General features: G+C 43.7%; 15 protein-coding genes. 1 reads left to right on the top strand and 14 read right to left on the bottom strand.

Annotated features, from left to right (window positions below):
- Nucleotides 1-15 precede the first annotated feature (15 nt).
- From AAFN85_RS20035 to AAFN85_RS20100, 14 genes are all read right to left on the bottom strand, one after another.
- Nucleotides 16-1,323: an MFS transporter gene (locus tag AAFN85_RS20035; protein ID WP_347529387.1), complete on the bottom strand. Its 1,308-nt coding sequence runs from the start codon at nucleotides 1,321-1,323 to the stop codon at nucleotides 16-18.
- Nucleotides 1,324-1,756: 433 nt separating this feature from the next.
- Nucleotides 1,757-2,809: a sugar phosphate isomerase/epimerase gene (locus AAFN85_RS20040; protein WP_347529388.1), complete on the bottom strand. Its 1,053-nt coding sequence runs from the start codon at nucleotides 2,807-2,809 to the stop codon at nucleotides 1,757-1,759.
- Between the two features lie 27 nt (nucleotides 2,810-2,836).
- The gene (locus tag AAFN85_RS20045; RefSeq protein ID WP_347529389.1) at nucleotides 2,837-3,988 is read right to left on the bottom strand and encodes a Gfo/Idh/MocA family oxidoreductase; all 1,152 of its coding nucleotides are present in this window, start codon (nucleotides 3,986-3,988) and stop codon (nucleotides 2,837-2,839) included.
- Between the two features lie 140 nt (nucleotides 3,989-4,128).
- Nucleotides 4,129-4,695, bottom strand: coding sequence for a gluconate 2-dehydrogenase subunit 3 family protein (locus AAFN85_RS20050; protein ID WP_347529390.1), 567 nt, complete (start codon nucleotides 4,693-4,695; stop codon nucleotides 4,129-4,131).
- A 119-nt stretch (nucleotides 4,696-4,814) separates the two neighbouring features.
- Nucleotides 4,815-6,242, bottom strand: a complete 1,428-nt coding sequence (locus AAFN85_RS20055; protein ID WP_347529391.1) for a Gfo/Idh/MocA family oxidoreductase — start codon at nucleotides 6,240-6,242, stop codon at nucleotides 4,815-4,817.
- Between the two features lie 37 nt (nucleotides 6,243-6,279).
- The gene (locus AAFN85_RS20060; protein WP_347529392.1) at nucleotides 6,280-7,959 is read right to left on the bottom strand and encodes a GMC family oxidoreductase; all 1,680 of its coding nucleotides are present in this window, start codon (nucleotides 7,957-7,959) and stop codon (nucleotides 6,280-6,282) included.
- Nucleotides 7,960-8,181: 222 nt separating this feature from the next.
- Nucleotides 8,182-9,897, bottom strand: a complete 1,716-nt coding sequence (locus AAFN85_RS20065; RefSeq protein WP_347529393.1) for a GMC family oxidoreductase — start codon at nucleotides 9,895-9,897, stop codon at nucleotides 8,182-8,184.
- 3 nt (nucleotides 9,898-9,900) lie between these two features.
- Nucleotides 9,901-10,512, bottom strand: coding sequence for a gluconate 2-dehydrogenase subunit 3 family protein (locus AAFN85_RS20070; protein ID WP_347529394.1), 612 nt, complete (start codon nucleotides 10,510-10,512; stop codon nucleotides 9,901-9,903).
- Nucleotides 10,513-10,695: 183 nt separating this feature from the next.
- Nucleotides 10,696-11,610 carry a TIM barrel protein gene (locus AAFN85_RS20075; protein ID WP_347529395.1) on the bottom strand — a complete coding sequence of 305 codons (915 nt, stop codon included), beginning with the start codon at nucleotides 11,608-11,610 and terminating at the stop codon, nucleotides 10,696-10,698.
- A gap of 16 nt (nucleotides 11,611-11,626) precedes the next feature.
- Nucleotides 11,627-13,156 carry a hypothetical protein gene (locus tag AAFN85_RS20080; protein ID WP_347529396.1) on the bottom strand — a complete coding sequence of 510 codons (1,530 nt, stop codon included), beginning with the start codon at nucleotides 13,154-13,156 and terminating at the stop codon, nucleotides 11,627-11,629.
- A 247-nt stretch (nucleotides 13,157-13,403) separates the two neighbouring features.
- On the bottom strand, nucleotides 13,404-14,474 hold the full coding sequence (locus AAFN85_RS20085; RefSeq protein ID WP_347529397.1) for a fatty acid desaturase: 1,071 nt from the start codon (nucleotides 14,472-14,474) through the stop codon (nucleotides 13,404-13,406).
- Between the two features lie 339 nt (nucleotides 14,475-14,813).
- A complete protein-coding gene (locus AAFN85_RS20090; protein ID WP_347529398.1) occupies nucleotides 14,814-15,152 on the bottom strand; it encodes a hypothetical protein in 339 nt (112 codons plus the stop codon).
- Nucleotides 15,153-15,215: 63 nt separating this feature from the next.
- A complete protein-coding gene (locus tag AAFN85_RS20095) occupies nucleotides 15,216-17,138 on the bottom strand; it encodes a tetratricopeptide repeat-containing sensor histidine kinase (protein ID WP_347529399.1) in 1,923 nt (640 codons plus the stop codon).
- A 56-nt stretch (nucleotides 17,139-17,194) separates the two neighbouring features.
- A complete protein-coding gene (locus AAFN85_RS20100) occupies nucleotides 17,195-17,761 on the bottom strand; it encodes an acyl-CoA thioesterase (RefSeq protein WP_347529400.1) in 567 nt (188 codons plus the stop codon).
- A 219-nt stretch (nucleotides 17,762-17,980) separates the two neighbouring features.
- Here AAFN85_RS20100 and AAFN85_RS20105 point away from each other — a divergent pair, with 219 nt between their 5' ends.
- Nucleotides 17,981-18,703: a hypothetical protein gene (locus tag AAFN85_RS20105; RefSeq protein WP_347529401.1), complete on the top strand. Its 723-nt coding sequence runs from the start codon at nucleotides 17,981-17,983 to the stop codon at nucleotides 18,701-18,703.
- Nucleotides 18,704-18,785 lie beyond the last annotated feature (82 nt).

Here is an 18,785-nt window from a genome sequence, read left to right on the forward strand (position 1 = left end):
ATAAATAGTACCTCATTAAACCGATATAGCACCTAATGAAGCAGTTTTTTTACGTGAGCGCATGTAAATTACAAGCCCGATAAAAGCAACGATTAATACAACCGGAATAATGAGCGTTGTATTCAACACCTCCGGCCCTGCCGCAGAACGTGCCGCGTCAAAAGCCTTAGCCATTTCCGAACCCGCCGGTGCCGATCGGTAAGCATCCAAACTTGCCCCGGTTGGTAGTTTTGACACCATGATATTATCGTAAAAACCACCCATAAACATCATGTAAATAGATACACCGAACATACCCGCGCCGCCCATCAGGTTTAAACCTACAGCACCGGTGCGGGGCAGGTTTTCGGCAACAAAACCTATCATACAAGGCCAAAAGAAAGCTACGCCTAAACCAAATACTACAGCCGCGAAATAAATTGCATCGCCATGCAGGTGCACCATCAGGTAAATGCCCAATGCAGATAAAATAGCTGAGATGAGCAATACCCCCTGTGGTGCTAAACGATGTACTATCGGGCTTGCAAACGCGCGGCCTAATACTTGTACCGAAGCTACGAAGGTTAAGATAAGTATGGCGTTATCGGTTACTGTTTTGAATAATACGTCTGTCCACTGGTTGGTGAATAACTCGGTGATGGCTGTGCCAAACATGCAGATGATCATGAACAAAAACAACGGGTTCATCAAGGCTTTGTACATATCTTCGGTACTAACACCTGCTGATACACGCTCCGTAACCGGGAAATCCAGTTTCGAGAACAAGAACCCGTAAGCTATGGTAGGGATAAGCATCAAGGCGATCTCCACCTGCGAGATCCAGTATGGTTTAGGTGATACACCGTGCGCCAAAGCGGTATCCAAACCGAATACTATTAACGTACCGATCACTATGCCTGCCGGAAACCAAAGGTGAAAGTGATTGAGTTTGGTGGTTTTATTATCGGTGTATAATGAAGCTACCAGCGGATTGCAAGAAGCCTCCACTGTACCATTGGCGATACCTATCATCAAGGTTGACAGGAACAAAGTCCAATAGCCATTGGCAAAAATGGTAAGCAGGATGCCCACGAGGTGAAATACGAAAGCCGATACCAGCAGCTTTTTCATGCCGATGACATCAACGATAAAGCCCCCTACAATAATGGCCAGCGGAAAACCCCAAAAAGCGGTTGCCGCGATAATGCCCAGTTGTGAAGCGTTTAAGTGAAAGCGCACGCCCTGATCGCTCAAAATCCCGGCACGGATACCAAATGATAATGATGTTACCAGCAACGACAGGCAGCTTGCCCTGAATAGCTGGGCACGGTTAATAGTTTGCATTTTTTGTTAATTAGGTTATTTGATAATTGGTTAATTGGCTGTATCAAAATGCATTTCGCTGAGGTTTATTTCAGCGATTTTCCCGCTTTGTGAGTCCCATCTACACGTGGGCGGGAGTGATAAATTAAATAACGAACGTTGGCCCGTCACCCTGAGCTTGTCGAAGGGTCGCGCGTAAAGGCCCTACCCACCATGCTTCGACAGGCTCAGCATGACACCCATTTTAAGCTTTGTTATCAGAGAAATCAAGACTTACGAAGTTTTGAAAACTTCGTAAGTCTAAATCTCCCAATTGTCATGCTGAACTTGTTTCAGCACCCCACATGCAAAGCCGCTTGCATGGCCGCTCTGCATGTGGGATCCCGAAATAAATTCGGGATGACGTTTTTATAGTTTAACTCCGAAATCGAAAGTCCGACTTCCGAAATCAAAATTATATCCCTAACGTTTTCCTGTTAAACGCGTCATCACTGCCTGATGCTGCGAAATCGTCGAAAGCGCGTTCGGTTACACGAATGATGTGATCTTTGATGAATCGGGCGCCTTCTCTGGCGCCGTCTTCCGGATGTTTGAGCGCGCATTCCCATTCAAGCACGGCCCATCCTTTAAAATCATATTGTGTTAACTTGCTGAATATCGATTTAAAATCAACCTGTCCGTCGCCCAGTGAGCGGAAACGGCCTGCGCGGTCAACCCAGTTTTGGTAGCCGCCGTAAACACCCTGCCTGCCGGTTGGATTGAACTCGGCATCCTTAACATGGAACATTTTGATACGCTCATGGTAAAGGTCGATGTACTCTAAATAATCCAGGCATTGCAGTACGAAGTGCGACGGATCGTATAGTAAATTGGCGCGTTTGTGGCCTTTTACATGATCCAGGAACATCTCGTAAGTGATACCATCGTGCAGGTCTTCGCCCGGGTGGATCTCGTAGCAAAGATCGATGCCGTTATCTTCGTAAACATCCAAAATCGGCGTCCAGCGTTTAGCCAATTCTTCAAAGGCTGTGCCTACTATACCTGCAGGGCGTTGAGGCCATGGGTAAACCATTGGCCAAAGCAGCGCACCGCTAAAAGTAACCGAAGCCGCTAATCCTAAATTTTTTGAAGCTTGTGCAGCATATTTTAGTTGCTGAACAGCCCATTTTTGCCTTTCGGCAGGGTTACCGCGCAAATGCTCTGGTGCAAAACCATCAAACAAGGTATCATACACCGGGTTTACCGCAACCAACTGACCTTGCAAATGGGTTGATAACTCGGTAATTTCCAAACCGGCAGCGTTAACAATGCCTTTGATCTCATCAGCATAAGTTTTGCTTTCGGCAGCTTTTTGCAGATCAATAAAGCGGGGATCAAGGGTTGGCAATTGTACGCCTTTATAACCCAAACCTGCTGCCCACTGGCAGATAGATTCGAGGCTGTTAAATGGTGCTGTATCGCCTATAAACTGTGCTATAAATATTGCAGGGCCTTTTATAGTGTTCATGTTTTTTGTTTTTAGATAGATGGTGAATTAAATAGTGAAATCAGTCCATTTAACGTCTGATTTACCTGAGGCGATCACATTTTCGATAAAGGCCATCCCACGGATACCTTCTTCGATACCCGGAAAATCCAGTTCTTCGGGAGTGGCTTCCTTACCTTCCAAACCGGCTTTAACAGTTAAAGCAAAGTTGCGGTACAGGTTAGCAAATGCCTCCAGGTAACCTTCCGGGTGACCTGCAGGTGTGCGGGTATTATGCTGAGCGAACGAGCTGGTGTAGCCACCACCTGTACGCCAGGTTTCGGCAGGTTTATCGGTGTACATCACAGTTAATGAATTGGCATCGCTCTGGTGCCATTCCAAACCACCTTTTTCACCATACACCCTGATCTTTACATTATTTTCTTCACCTGCTGCAATTTGAGTTGCAGTAAGTACGCCGCTTGCGCCATTGTTAAATTTTAATAGAGCAGCACCGTCATCATCCAGTTTGCGGCCTTCAACCACAATATTGATATCGGCACAAATTTTAGTAACCTGCAAACCGGTAACATACTCGGCCAGGTTAAAGGCGTGGGTACCTATATCGCCCATAGCACCCGCTATACCGCTTTTACCCGGATCGGTACGCCATGAGGCTTGTTTGTTATCTTCTCCTTCTAAAAATGTACTTAACCATCCTTGCGGATATTCAACATACACTTTTTTCACTGTACCGATTTTCCCTGCTTTGATCAGTTGCTTAGCTTCCTTGATCATTGGGTAGCCGGTGTAGGTGTGTGTTAAGCAAAACAGTTTACCTGATGCTTTTACTACTTTATCCAGTTCTTTAGCCTCATCCAACGAGAAGGTCATCGGCTTATCCAACACTACGTGGAAACCGTTTTCCAATGCCATTTTGGTTGGGGCAAAATGTACGTGGTTAGGGGTTACTATGCTGATCACCTGCACGCGTTCGTCTTCGGGCAGTTGTTTTTCTTTTTCAATCAGTTCCTGGTATGAGCTGTATGAGCGGCTGGCCGGTAAACCAAGCAAAAGGCCGCTGGCTTGTGATTTTTCGGCATTGGAGCTAAAAGCGCCGCAAACCAATTCATACACACCATCAATACGGGCAGCTATGCGGTGTACGGCACCAATAAAGGCACCTTGTCCGCCGCCTATCATTCCTAATCGTAATTTCATTTGTTGGGATTGTTTTTTGGGGTTAGATTTTACTCAATCGATTGTAAACATCAAAAACAGCATTATAATATAATGCTGTTTTTGATAATAATTTCTTTTGGATTGGAAACCAAAGGTATATCAATTGATATTGCAATTTTTTAGGTTGCCCAGGCTTTGTCGCCTTTTTTGTATGGCAAGTTGCCATCATATTTGCCCGGAACGGCAATATAACGCAAAGCCTGTGTAGCACCCGGTTTTGAAGTGAAGAAACCCAGCAAGGTTAATTCTTTCAGCATCCTGAAGTAATGGTTAGGATCTTCGGGCTTTTTAGTTTTAGTGTATTCCTTTTGCTCTTTATCCAGATCGGTTAACAATTCGGTACGTTGCTGAGGGGTAGCCTCCAGGAATTTTTTACCGAATTTTTTATCGCTGGCATCGTTCAAATCGTTCAAACCTTTGGTAAAGATCTTCTGATCATCCGGTGTGTAGCAATCCTGTACCATTACGGTCATAAACTTGCCAACCTGGGCATCCTTAGCGCCCGGAGTTGATGTTTTAGGCAAAATGGTTTCACCAATTTCATCTAATAAGGCAAGATCATCCTGCGTAAACAGGTCGTTTACTTTTGGCGAAGATGGTTTACATCCCGAGATGAAAAACTCGGCACCAATAATAGTACCGCCCAGGATCAGGCCCACCCTGCCTATCGCTTCTCTTCTATTCATAATTTAATTATTGATTTAATGAATTAGTGATTTAAATTAATGATGAATTAGCGAATTAGTGAATTAATGATTTTTATTCACTAATTCGCTAATTCACTAACTCACTAATTAGCATCAGCTTATGCTTTTAACACGAAACCATCGCGGTAATCGCGTTTAATGTATTGGTTAACGGCATCAAAGTTGGTAACCTTCATGGCTTTGTTATCCCACTCCAGTTTCACCCTGCCACCTTTTAACTCATGACCGCGAACCGCAAGGTTTGCCATCAATAACGCCTCGGTAAGCGGACCAGCCTTATCAAACGATGAGCTTAGCTCTGTTTTACCGTAACCGGCAATACAGCCTTCAACCCACTGCGCGTAGTGGCCATTTGCACCACCCGGTACACGCGCCCATTTTTGCGGGGCTTTTGCACTTTGGGTAAGCGATTTTGGCAATAATGTAGCCGCATCAGAATACGTGCTGGCATACATTTTACCTTTTGTACCGATAAATAAAGTACCGTTACCTTCTTCGCCGCCAAAGTCTTCGCTTGCTAACAGCTCGGTAGGCCTTTCAGGTTGGATACCACCGTCCATCCAGTGCAGGGTAACATCACCTTTGGTTTTATTAGTTTTAGGGAATGTTAAAGTGATGTGGCTTGACGGAGGGCAGCTTTCAGGGAAGTGGCCTTCTTTAAACTCATCTACATAAACACTACCAACGCTGGCCTGAACATCTTTTGCATACTGGATACCCAACACGCGGAAAGGTGCTTCAACAAGGTGGCAGCCCATATCACCCAATGCGCCGGTACCGTAATCCCACCAGCCGCGCCAGTTAAATGGTACCAGTTTATCAACGTAATCTTTTTTAGGCGCAGTACCTAACCACAGGTCCCAATCCAACTCTTTAGGGATGTTTTGCTGTGGTTGCGGCCATGCAATACCCTGAGGCCAAACCGGGCGGTTTGTCCAGCAGTAAACAGTGTGCACATCACCTATCAGGTCGGCATCATACCATTCTGACATTAAGCGTGTGCCATCGTTTGATGAACCCTGGTTACCCATTTGCGTAACCACTTTATATTTTTTAGCAGCTTCGGTTAATAAACGGGCTTCCCAGATATCATGCGTTAACGGCTTTTGAACATACACGTGTTTGTTCAGTTGCATCGCGTTATAAGTGATGATAGCATGGTTATGATCGGGGGTTGAAACCGATACGGCATCGAAATGCTTGTGTTCTTTATCAAACATTTCGCGCCAATCTTTATAATATTTGGCTTTAGGGAAACTATTACGTGATTTGGCCGCTCTTCTGTCGTCCACGTCGCATAAAAAGGCGATCTCGGCTTTACCGCTTTTGTAAAAGTTTGCGATATCGCTTTCGCCTTTACCACCTGCACCAACGCCGGCAATTAACAATTTATCGCTTGGGGCGATGAAGCCTTTACCGCCCAATACATGGCGCGGAACGATCATAAAGCCAGCCGCCGCTACAGCGCCGGTTTTAAGAAACTGCCTTCTCGACGGATTAGGGGTTTGGTCCTTTTCTTCAGTCATGGGTATTTTTGTTATAGGTTTTTGTATGTGATACTGATTAAATTTCTCCTTTTTTAAGTATTTCAACCGCGTGGTTAGCTGCACGTGCAGTTAAAGCCATATAAGTTAATGATGGGTTTTGGCATGCTGCCGAGGTCATGCATGAGCCATCGGTAACAAATACGTTTTTGGCATCCCAAACCTGGTTCCACTCGTTCAATACAGAAGTTTTTGGATCGCGGCCCATACGTGCGGTACCCATTTCGTGAATACCACGACCAAGATATGGATTGGTGCTTGAAGTTTGTACATCTTTACAGCCAATTGCTTCCAGCATTTCTTTACCATCTTTTTCCATGTCGATACGCATTTTCAGCTCGTTCTCTTTCAGTTCGGCATCAATAGCAACAACAGGTAAGCCCCATTTATCTTTCTTGGTTTTATCGATAGTAACTTTGTTATCGTGGTAAGGCAATGTTTCGCCGAAAGCGCCCATACCTACATGCCATGAACCTGGTTCGGTCAGGGCGTCTTTAAACGCGCCGCCAATGTTCAGTTCGGCAATGTCACGGCTCCAGCCTTCGCGGCTTGCCGAGCCCTGGTAACCGAAACCGCGGATATAATCGCGTTTTTCGCCGCCAAGGTTGCGGTAACGAGGGATATAGAAACCGTTTGCACGGCGACCGAAATAATATTTATCTTCATAACCTTCAAACCTGCCCGAAGCGCTTACGTTCAGGTGGTGGTCCATTAGGTTGTGGCCCAACTCGCCGCTGCTGCTGCCTAAGCCGCCTTCCCAAACATCTGTAGCAGAGTTCATCAGGATCCAGGCCGAGTTAATGGTTGAAGCGTTTACGAATACGATCTTAGCAAAATACTCGTAAGTTTTGTTTGTTTCGGCATCCAACACCTCAACACCTTTAGCTTTCTTAGTGTCTTTATCGTAAATGATTTTGGTAACGATAGACCATGGGCGAACGGTTAAATTACCTGTAGCCATAGCCGCCGGCAAAGTAGCTGATTGCGTGCTGAAGTAAGCACCGAACGGGCAACCTAACCAGCATTTGTTACGATACTGACAATTGGTACGGTCATAATGCGGCACCGTGATATTGGCTGTACGGCCAATGATCATATGACGCGCTTCTTTATAGTATTCTTTTAAGCGTTTTGAAACATCTTTTTCAACCACGTTCATCTCCATAGGCGGCATAAAGTCACCATCCGGAAGAATTGGCAAACCATCCCTGTTACCAGAAATACCGGCAAACTTTTCGGCATAGCTATACCATGGCGCGATATCTTTATAACGGATAGGCCAGTCGACAGCGATACCGTCTTTTAAGTTAGCTTCGAAATCAACATCAGCCCAACGGTATGATTGACGGCCCCACATCAATGAACGACCGCCCACGTGGTAACCACGGAACCAATCGAAACGTTTAATTTCGGTGTATGGGCTTTCCTTATCACTTGCCCAATAATCAAGGTTGGTTTCGTTTAGCGGATAATCGCGTTTCAGAACAGGGTAATCATCAATCATCTTTTGGGTACGGCCTCCTCTGTGCGGAAACTCCCAAGGATCTTTGGTAGCGTTCACATAATCTTTAATGTGCTCGATATTGCGACCACGCTCAAGCATGATGGTTTTCAAACCCTTTTGTGTTAGTTCTTTGGCAGCCCACCCGCCTGAAATTCCTGAGCCAATGACTATTGCGTCATAAGTGTTTGCAGACATACGAATATTACGGTTAAATTATTTTTGTTTAGTACTTGGTTGTCTCGTTAAATGTATGAATAAAATTCATTTTCCAAATATTTCATTGTGTTTTTTACACACAAAGCTTTTTTATCAGTTGGCAGTTTTCGGTTTGCGGTTGGCAGTTATTTTTTTTTATTCCGATTTTTCAGTTCACATTTTTTAACTGCAAACTGTGAACTGCAAACTGCCCACTGAAAACTAAATATTTCCCTTTTTCATCTCGCTCATCGCGTAATCAGCTGCCCTTGCGGTAAAGGCCATATAGGTTAGCGATGGGTTTTGGCATGAGGTTGATGTCATGCTTGCTCCATCAGTAACAAATACGTTTTTAACGCTGTGCACCTGGTTCCATTTATTTAATATCGATGTTTTAGGGTCGTTACCCATGCGCGCGCCGCCCATTTCGTGGATATCCAATCCAGGGGCACGTTTATCCGTGCTGGCCTTGATATTGGTAAAACCTGCACTGGTGAACATCTCAGTTAACTGCTCGATGTAATCCTTCTTCATCTTTTCATCGTTATCATCATAATCGATGTTCATTTTTAGCAACGGTACGCCCCAGGCATCTTTTTGCTTATCATCCAGACTTACAAAATTGCTTTCCTTCGGGATGGTTTCGCCCATCATATGCGAACCTACGTGCCATGGGCCAAGTTCTTTATTAGCCAGATTATCCTTAAGGCTGCTGCCAACGCCATCCCAACTGCGTTCCGGATAACGGTATGCGCTAAAGCCGGACGCATAACCACGCAGGAAGTCGGTTTCCTGTTTGTACACGTTCCTAAACCTTGGGATATAACCACCACCTGCCGGGTTGCGGCCATCGGTTGTCCATTCTGTATCGCCATGATGCTCGGCACCTATATGTGCCGAATAGTTATGGAAGGCAACGTATTTACCCAATACACCGCTATCGTTACCCAAACCATTAGGAAAACGGTGCGATTTGGAGTTTAGCAAAATGAGGTTTGTATTTAATGCGGCCGCGTTCACGAAGATCACCTTAGCGTGGTATTCAATGGCTTCTTTAGTATTGGTATCGATAACGCGCACGCCGGTTGCTTTACCTAATTTATCATCATAAATAATAGATTCAACAACCGAGAACGGCCTCAATGTAGCGTGACCAGATTTTAATGCCCACGGGATAGTACTCGCATTAGCGCTGAAATAACCGCCAAACGGGCAACCGCGCTCGCAGATGGTACGGCGCTGGCATTGCACCCTGCCCTGATCCAGGTGAATCTGGTTAGGGGTTGATAAATGTGCGCAACGTGCACTAATTACGTAGCGGTTTTTATAGGTATTTTTTACGTGCTTGCTGAAATATTCTTCAACCGTATTTAAAGGGAATGCTGGCAGAAACTCACCATCCGGCAATTCAGCAATGCCATCACGGTTGCCCGAGATGCCAGCGAATTTCTCTACATAGCTATACCATGGCGCGATATCCTTATAACGAATCGGCCAATCAACCGCGAAACCATCGCGGGCCGGGCCTTCAAAATCAAAATTGCTCCAGCGTTGGGTTTGGCGCGCCCAAAGCAGCGATTTACCGCCTACCTGGTAGCCACGGATCCAATCGAAAGGTTTATCCTGCACGTATGGATGCTCGGCATCTTTTACAAAAAAGTGCGCTGCGCTTTCCCCAAATGCATAGCAACGGTTTACAATAGGGTTAGCCTCCTGGACGGCCATTGGCAGTTCGCCGCGGTGCTCAAACTCCCAGGGGTACATATTGGTGGTGGGGTAATCCTTAATGTGTTTTACATCGCGGCCACGCTCCAATATCAGTGTTTTTAATCCTTTATCGGTAAACTCCTTGGCAGCCCATCCCCCGCTCATGCCCGATCCTATTACAATGGCATCAAAAGTGCGATCCTTAACGCTGTCGATATTCAAATTAGCCATCGCTTAAACTGCCTGCTTTAATTTATAAGGGAAACGCGCGTTGTACCTGCCCGGCACAAGTTCGTAAACCACTATGTTGGTCATAAAATATTTTGAATTGGTGTACCCGTTGATGGTTTGCCTTTTTACCATGCTGTAAAACTTCTTCAGTTCGGGCGAGTATTTTCCGGCAGGTGGAGTAACCGATGCCGTATCTTTTTTATCTGCATTTTGATTAGCCGCTGCTTCTTCAGCTTTGCCTTCTTTTTCTATATCCAGCAAAAATGCTTCGCGGGTTTTAGTATCGAGTTGATTAAAGGTTTTACCATATTGTTTTTCAGCATGGTCGGCAAAGTGCCCCATGCCGGTTACAAACGCTTGCTGATCTTCTTTTTTATAGCAATCGTCAACCATCTTCAGTACAAATAAATGCAACTGCAGATCCTTCGCCCCCGGCGTAGTGGTTTTTGGGATAAAAGTTTCAGATACATCGCCTATCAGTTGTTCCTGATCGGCACTGATATCGATATTTTTAAGTGCGACTTTTGATTTCGCTTTATCCTGCGAACAGGCCGGGAGCAATGCTGCTCCACCAATAATCAAAGCCAGATTTTTTATAACAGTACGCCTGTCCATTTATTAAACTAAATTGTTTTAGCGAAGCCTATATTATCTGCCCTTTCATTTTTAGCGGATTGGACAAATAGCGGGGGAGACTTATTATGATTTATAACGTATTTCCAAACTTAAACATTACAAGTTAAAATACAAGGCCTGGAAAATTAAATCTTCACGATGGTGTAAGATAGCTTTAAGCTATTAATAGCCCCACTTTTTCATGATTTGTAAATCAATTTTTACACAATCAACCGGATCCATTCCCTGGTAAGATTCCTGCTCGATGATAAACAGCGTTGTGCCCCCTTTTTTGGCGGCAGCTTTTACAATATCCCTCACTGGTAAAATGCCTTTTCCTAAAATGGTACTTTCGGTGTCATCACCATCATGAGGCGGTACTTTGATCTCGTCCTTCACGTGCATAGATAGAAAACGACCCGGGTATTTATTGATAAAATCCAGAGCCATACCACCGGTACTGTACATATTGCCAATATCTATCTGCTGCGCAACCAACGAGGCATCGGTGTTCTGAATAATATAATCGTACAGGGTGATATCCCCTACTTTGGTACTGATCTCGAAGTTGTGGTTATGGTAGCCAAACATCATGTTTGATTGTTTGCACAGCTCGCCACTTTTGTTAAACTGCTCCATTGCACGTTTCAGGGCATCTCTGTCGGTACGTACTTTTTCATCCAGCCAGGGGCTGATCACATATTTCTGGCCCATGGTGGCGGCATCTTCAACCGTGTATTTCCAGGCATCGGTAAAATCGTTTTTTGAAGCATCCCAATGCTGGGCTGTCATTACGGTGTGACCACTTGGCATTTTCAGGTTCAGATCATCCAATATCTTCTTAAACTCCTTAGCGGGATGGCCATAAAACTTCCTGTCTACATAATTGGCATGTTCAACATGTGCATAACCCGCATCAGCGATTTTTTTAAGGGTAGCCAGCGGATCGGCCTTCATGGCATCGCGTACGCTGTACAACTGCACCCCTACCCGCTTCAGCTTATTATCCGTAGCGGCAAATAAACTATCAGGAAGCAAGGCTGCGCCGGCTATGGCCATAGCACCGGTTTTTAAAAATGATCTGCGTGATGTGTACATGGTTATATGTTTAAGGTTATTTTGCTATTGGGAATACAGGGAACAATAAATCAGAATTACTTACAAAGGCCAGATGTTTGCTATCCGGTGCCCATGATGGGGTATTGATAGTACCCTGACCACCGTATAGGTAGGCTACTACTTTTGACGGACCGCCGCCAACAGGCATTACCCGTAAATATACGTGTTTATAAAAAGGATGATCGCCCGGAGAGACTTCGCTTTTCAGGAACGTGATATAAACTATCCATTTACCATCTGGCGAAATATGTGGGAACCAGTTATTATAATCATCGGTAGTGAGCTGTGTTTGCTCAGTGCCGTCGGCCTTCATCCGCCAGATCTGCATCAGGCCGCTGCGTACCGAATTGAAGTAGATATACTTACCATCGGGCGAATATTCCGGGCCGTCATCTAAACCAGGTGTTGTGGTCAACCTTTCTTCGGGGCCACCATTTGAAGGGATCCTATAAACATCATACTCTTTATTTCGCTCTCCACAAAAAACAAGGAATTTTCCATCCGGCGACCACCCGTGCATATAACTTGCGCCCTTTCCGGTTTGGGTAACCTTAGTTGCTTCCCCTCCTACCGATGAAACGGTGTACCCTATTGAAGGCCCGCCATCTCCGCTGCTGATAGTCAGCATTTTGCCATCGAATGATAGCACGTGGTCATTATTGTTGTTTTTGGCGATACCGGTATTGAGTACAGTTGGCGTATGTGATTTTAGGTCGAATTTATACAATGAACCTTCGCTGTTGTAAATAAGCGATTTGCCATCGAGCATCCAGTTGGGTGCCTGTAATGATTTTGGCGATTGGTAGATAACCGTAGCATTCTGGCTTTCCAGATCAAGCAGTTCGATAGCACTACCTAAGTATTGTTTATAAGGTACCAGCGTTGTTGGAGCCGGAGTAACTATCCTTACATTATTGAACACTGCTTTCTCAGTAACATCCGCATTGTGCGAACAGATGAAGATACCTACATAAACATCATCACCCAGATCAAGATCGGTAACTTCTTCACTTACAAACAGATCGCCTTTGCGCGCTACCGACATGGTGTAGGTGTTGCCTTTACGCTCTAATTGGATAACATCGGCAGCGGTTATGGACGATTTTTTTTCTTCGGTGATGCCGCTTACAGTTTTACGGTATTGCAGCGACGTGAGGCCATCGCCATGTACAACGGCATTAATATGTTTTGAATTAGAATCGAGCGTGGAGCGTACCATTAAGCCCACCTTGCGGTGCAACTCTACGCCTTTTCCAATAAACGCAGCATTTGTGCGCAGGATGAAATCACCTTTCATTTTCTTCCACACAAAATGAAAATCATCGTGCGTAGCCCAGATGTTTTGGCCGGAGCCGCTCAAATTGTACTGCTGTGTTTTAGCGTCGAAACTTCCGCTGCCCGCATGTTTAACGGTACCAACATCGGTTTGCCCATCAAAAATCCCTATACCCTGTGCACTTGCTTTTGAAACCGACAAAACAAGGCAAGCCATGCATAAAACAATACTAAATAGTTTGGTGCGCATTGGTTTTTGGTGTTTAGTGTACACTATAATTGGTTCACTAAGGTATATAATCAATTTGCAATTAAGATAGTACTATTTTAACATTTCTCCACATTTTTTTCGTATAGCCAGATTTTTACACAGTTTAATTTTAACACCTGCCGGGCTCTTTTATTCTAATAAAAAGAGATTAACGCCTTTTCAATAGCCAACAAAAAAGCCACAGCGATTATCTCGCTATGGCTTTTCAATATATTTTAAGCGCTGTTTATTCCGCAGCCACCAATATTTTCGTAACAGGTACAGCCACCGGTACAACAGCCGGTACCGGAGTACAGTACACTTTCAAAAATTCGGCTTTCGAATCTTTATATGAACTAACCGCGCCAAGCATGCTCATCATTTTAATATAGCACCAGGCCAAATCAAACTGATACGGCTTAAAACCAGAACGGGCACTTTTAGGATACAGGTGGTGGTTGTTATGCCATTCGCCGGCCACGTAACCTGGCCATAGTTGATTAATCGACATATCCTCGCGGTTATGGTCAATACCCTCACGACGCATATCTTTTCCTTTGCCATGGCCTTCGTAATTAAATGTACGCACACCCACAGCCCAAATACCTGCCGAACCGAAAACAGCACAAGCCAATGCCGGGCCACCCAGCAAATAAAATGCAGCGAACCAAAAACCCCAGTTTAATAAAATACCTATTATGGTACGGGTTGGATTAGCAAGGGTTCCCCATTTTTGGTACTCTTTATAGGTATTCACTTTTACGCCTGTGTGTTTCATCAAATTGACACATTTGGCGTAACAGGCTTCGCTCATGTTACGGGCTATTGGCTGATGGTTAACATCGGCCAAAAAGCAATACATAAAACCGCCCTGGGCATTGTATGGATCGCCGGGTTGATCAGATAAGGCGTGGTGTACATGGTGCGATACCGCGTAAATCTCTTCAGGAATAATTTTAAGGGTGAGGTTCTGGGTGAAAAAACGCCAGAAATTATTTTTAAAGGTATAAGCGCCATGCGTACAATACCTGTGGTGCCAGATAGTACCGTGGGTACCCATAATGATCATACTATACACAAATGCTACTATAAGCCCGGTGATGCTGAAATATTTAAAAATAAACAGCGCTAAAAATGGAACTAAAGCCAGCACCAGCATCCAGCTAAGGAACGATAACCAGTTTTTCTTGTCTTTGAATACGTTAAGTCGTTTAAAAAATTCAGATACAATTTGTTTGTTGGTGGGTTTTGATAAGTTACCAAGTTCATCAGTCCAACCATACGCAGGTGGTTCGAGCACTGTGTTTAAAAAAGCCATTAATTATGCGGAGATTAGTTTAAGGGTGGAATATTTCCGTTTATTTTGTCACAATATAGTAAAAAGTTCTAATTGCTTATACGTACTAACGGAACAAATAGATTTAAATTACTCAACATATGATTAAAACTTTTTCAAAATAATTAAATTACTTTATAATTAATCACGGCTGACAAAAAATCAGAAATATAAATTAGAACGAATTTAAATAAGCTAAACAGGTTAATTTTAGATAGGAATAATTTTTGATGACAGGCAGAATTAACTGATTAAAGCGGCAATTTCGCAGTATTTTGATATAATAAAATGAATGATATAGAGGTAAAGCTTTACAGGGCACTAATAATTAATAAAATCAAGCCACTCTTGCAAAAGCCCCCGCATGTCAACCATGGGGATAGTTAAAATATCATTGATTACAACATTTGGATAACAGTATCTAATGTCCTGGTTATCCACCGAGTCAGAACGGAAACCTTCGTCTACATTACTTTGCCCATCTATACAGCTATCTAAATCATAAATAAATCCTCTACACTCATTCGCGTCTAACAAATCCAGGAAGTGTAAATGAGAATTTTCGTAATGACCAGGATTTTTCTGAACACAAATATTCGGCTTTACCTTGCGTTCATCTTTTATAAAATCAATTTGATATTTATCTTTTAATGACATCATGGTTAAATGCAAACGGGTATATCACTATATAATACAATGCTTTACTGCTACTGAGGCAAAACCCTACCCTATCAGTTCACCATCCACCAGCGGCAAACTAAAACTAAAAGTGCTGCCCTTATCCACTTCAGAACTTGCCCATAATTTGCCCCCGTTAAATTCAACCAGTTCACGACATAAAAACAAGCCGATACCAGTCCCTTTTTCGCCCGAAGTACCGGTTGAAATGTACCTTCCGTTATCAAGTTTAAACAGATGGTTCAACCTATCATTGGGGATCCCGCTTCCTGTATCGGTTACACTCACCACAAGGCTGCGGCCATCTACCAGGCTCGATAGCGTAATAGTGCCGCTATTATTGGTAAACTTTATCGCATTGCTTACCAGGTTACTCAGCACTACTTTAATATGTTTTTCATCAGCCCTCACAAAAAAATGAGGCTCGGCTGTATTTTCAAACCTGATATTTTTTTGCTGCAATTGATAATTAAACGTCCGGATCATTTCATCGCCGGTGGAGCTGATGTTAACCGCCGAGGGTTCGAGGTTGATGCCTTTGATCTGGCTGCCGGCCCATTCCAACAGGTTTGAAAGGGTAAGTTCGGCACCATGTACCACAGGTTCCATCATCCGCATCAAATCCTGGATCTCGGATGGGGTTAACGAATCGGCAGTATTATAAAGATGCAGTATGGAATGTAAATTGGCCAGCGGCGTGCGCAGGTCATGCCCTATTACCGCCAACAGCTTATCTTTTAAATTATTAACGTTTGTTAAATTTGCCGATTGCTCTTCAATCAATTCCTTTTGAATAAGTAAGGCCTTGTGCTGTTTACGCATCCGGTTAACCAGCATCCTTTTTGCCTTATAATGATAATACGTAAACGACAAGGCTCCCACTACAAAAAGCAACGACGCGATGAGCGTAATAATGATGGCTTTTTGAAAATGCAACTCTTCGCGGTAGGTGTTAGTTTTTTGTTCCATAACCGCTATATCATTCAATCGGTTATTAAGCTCAAAGTAACTTTGTATCAGCCGGGTATTATTTCGCTTATTGGTAGCATTAACACTATCAAGCGCCTGCGTATATCGTTTTTGATAAACAAGAGATTGCTTCAGATCATTTTTTTGCTCAAAGCTATGAGCCATAGCACTGTAGGCCGAAGATATGCCGTCCATTACGCCAATGCTATCAGACAAGGCCGCGCCTTTTTTCGCCAAAACAATAGCCTCATCATACCGGTTAAGCTCGTTAAAAATTTTGGCACGCTCAATAAATGATATCGCCCTTAAGCGTTTGTTATTAACCGCGTAGCTCATGTTCAGCGCTGTATCCGAATAAGCTATAGCCTGTGTGTATTGGGCTTTTAACCTGTAAGCATTTGTAAGCCTGCTATATAATATGCATAACGATGGCTTATCATTTATAGCGCGACTAAGCTGCATAGCCAGCCGGGCATAGGCAATACCCTTATCAAATTGCTTCAATTTAAGGTAAACAAATGATTGTTCGTTGTAAACCTCGGCCTGCATCTCCTTGTCGGTACCGGCATAGCGCATAGCTACGTCAAGATTTTGCAACGCGGGGGTATAATTTTGAAGATCGGTATAGGCCCTCCCTATCGAACTGTAGCAAAGCGCCAGTGTTAGCGGTTTGTTTTTAGATAGATAAGTTAAAGCCGAGTTAAAGTAAAATAAACTGATAGGATAATAAGACTGCGACCAATACACATGCCCTAAATTAAGGAACGAACAGCCTGTACCTTGCCTGTATTTGATCTTTTCGGCAAGTAAAAGGGCACGTTCGGCCATAGCCCTGGCCTCGAAGGGAGCTGCCACGTATGTTTTTTCGACAACGTTGTTAAGGCTATCAATAATTTTTATGGTATCACGCGCGGTTTGCCGCTGTTCTGCACCTTTTATTTGGGCATGCGCAGCACTATGCATCAATAACAGCAATATCAATCCAACATACCACCTCATCAGTTAACCTTTCTTAAGCACCCGCAATGTAACAAAAATGTTAATATCAACAACATCTATCCTGCAACAAGGCAGCGTTCGCCGTGCAGAAGTTCAATGCAATGCTCATAATTATCCGGCATCTGGATTTGCTCAACCTCTTTCATGTAACTCTGTTTGATCTCTTTACGTCTCCTGGCTTCAATAAAGCGCCTTACTTGTTCACGGTTTTCCAGTATCAGCCCAGGCACTTTGGCGGGCTTGCCATCCTCATCTTTAGCTACCATAGTAAAGTAGCTTGTGTTGGTATGCTTTACCGAGTTGTTTTTAATATTTTCAGATACTACCCTTATACCCACTACCAATGATGTATTACCTACGTAATTTACCGAGGCCAGTAATGATACCAGTTCGCCCACCTCAACCGGATGTAAAAAATCGACTGTATCTATAGATGCCGTTACACAATAATTATTGGCATGCTTGGCCGCGCAAACGTAGGCTACCTTATCCATTAATGAAAGTAAAATGCCCCCGTGTATTTTGCCGCCAAAATTGGAGTACGATGGGATCATGAGTTCGGTGATAGTGGTTTGAGAAAACCCTACGGTTTTATAGTCGGAAGTATCGGAGATAGAGGTCATATGTTTTGTGAGATCTTCAGTTTGCTGTACTAAGATACAATTACTACAATATTAGTATCATATAAAGTGAAACTGTAGCTAAATTCTACTTGTTAGAAGCATGTTAGATAGAGGCCAAATAGCAAAACGGAGAAAAACAAGCCCACTACAGCTAATTTACTGCAGATGCTTGAAGATGTGCAAACCTGCTTTATATTTACAAAAATCAAAATACCTGCATTGAGAACTCTTGTAATTATCCTGCTATCATTTTTTTGTTGGGGAACATCATTTGCTCAAAACAAACCATCTACACCTGCCGATTCCCAACCGGAAACTGTTATTCAAAAACATCGCCTAACCGATTCACTTTTTGAGCGTTACAGCGTGCTTAAAAGTGATAAATATACCAGGCAGGGGTTATACCAAGTTATCTACCAAAAGAATTATGCACTGGCCAGCGGCTATTATACCAATGGCAAAAAAACCGGTACCTGGCATTTTTTTGATACCCGCGGAAACCTGATTCAAAATTTTGATTACAACACTAACCTGATAACTTACGAAGCCCCTGAAGACAGTACATCCAATGTGCAATATGCAGTTGACGGGCAATTGAACGATAGCGTTAAGATCACCAAACCACTTAAAGTTGGTGGCCGTTATTTTGGTTACCTGCCTTACCTTAACCTGTTTAAGCTACCGCCGGATCTGATGAACATCAACCCAAAGGTATCATGGGGAATGGTGGAGTTGTTGATCAGCCCGCTGGGGAGACTGGCTTCATTTAAGGTTCACGTTTACAGCGGCCCGGCTTATCATAAAGTTTTTAACATGAGCATTGATGTGCCGGATGAGGCAGATAAAATATTTGTACCGGCAACTGCAAATGGAGAGGCAGTAAGCTGCAGAGTAGCGATAAGATGCGTATTCAGGAATGATGGAGGGCTGGCGTTTAATTAGGAGGTAGAATACCCTTATTTAAGCAGAAACGTCATTACGAGGTACAAAACAATCGCGAATTATACAGGGCGGATCCGCTTAT

Origin of the sequence: Mucilaginibacter sp. CAU 1740, from assembly GCF_039839285.1 — a bacterium.
In the GTDB taxonomy this organism is placed as follows: Bacteria; Bacteroidota; Bacteroidia; order Sphingobacteriales; family Sphingobacteriaceae; genus Mucilaginibacter.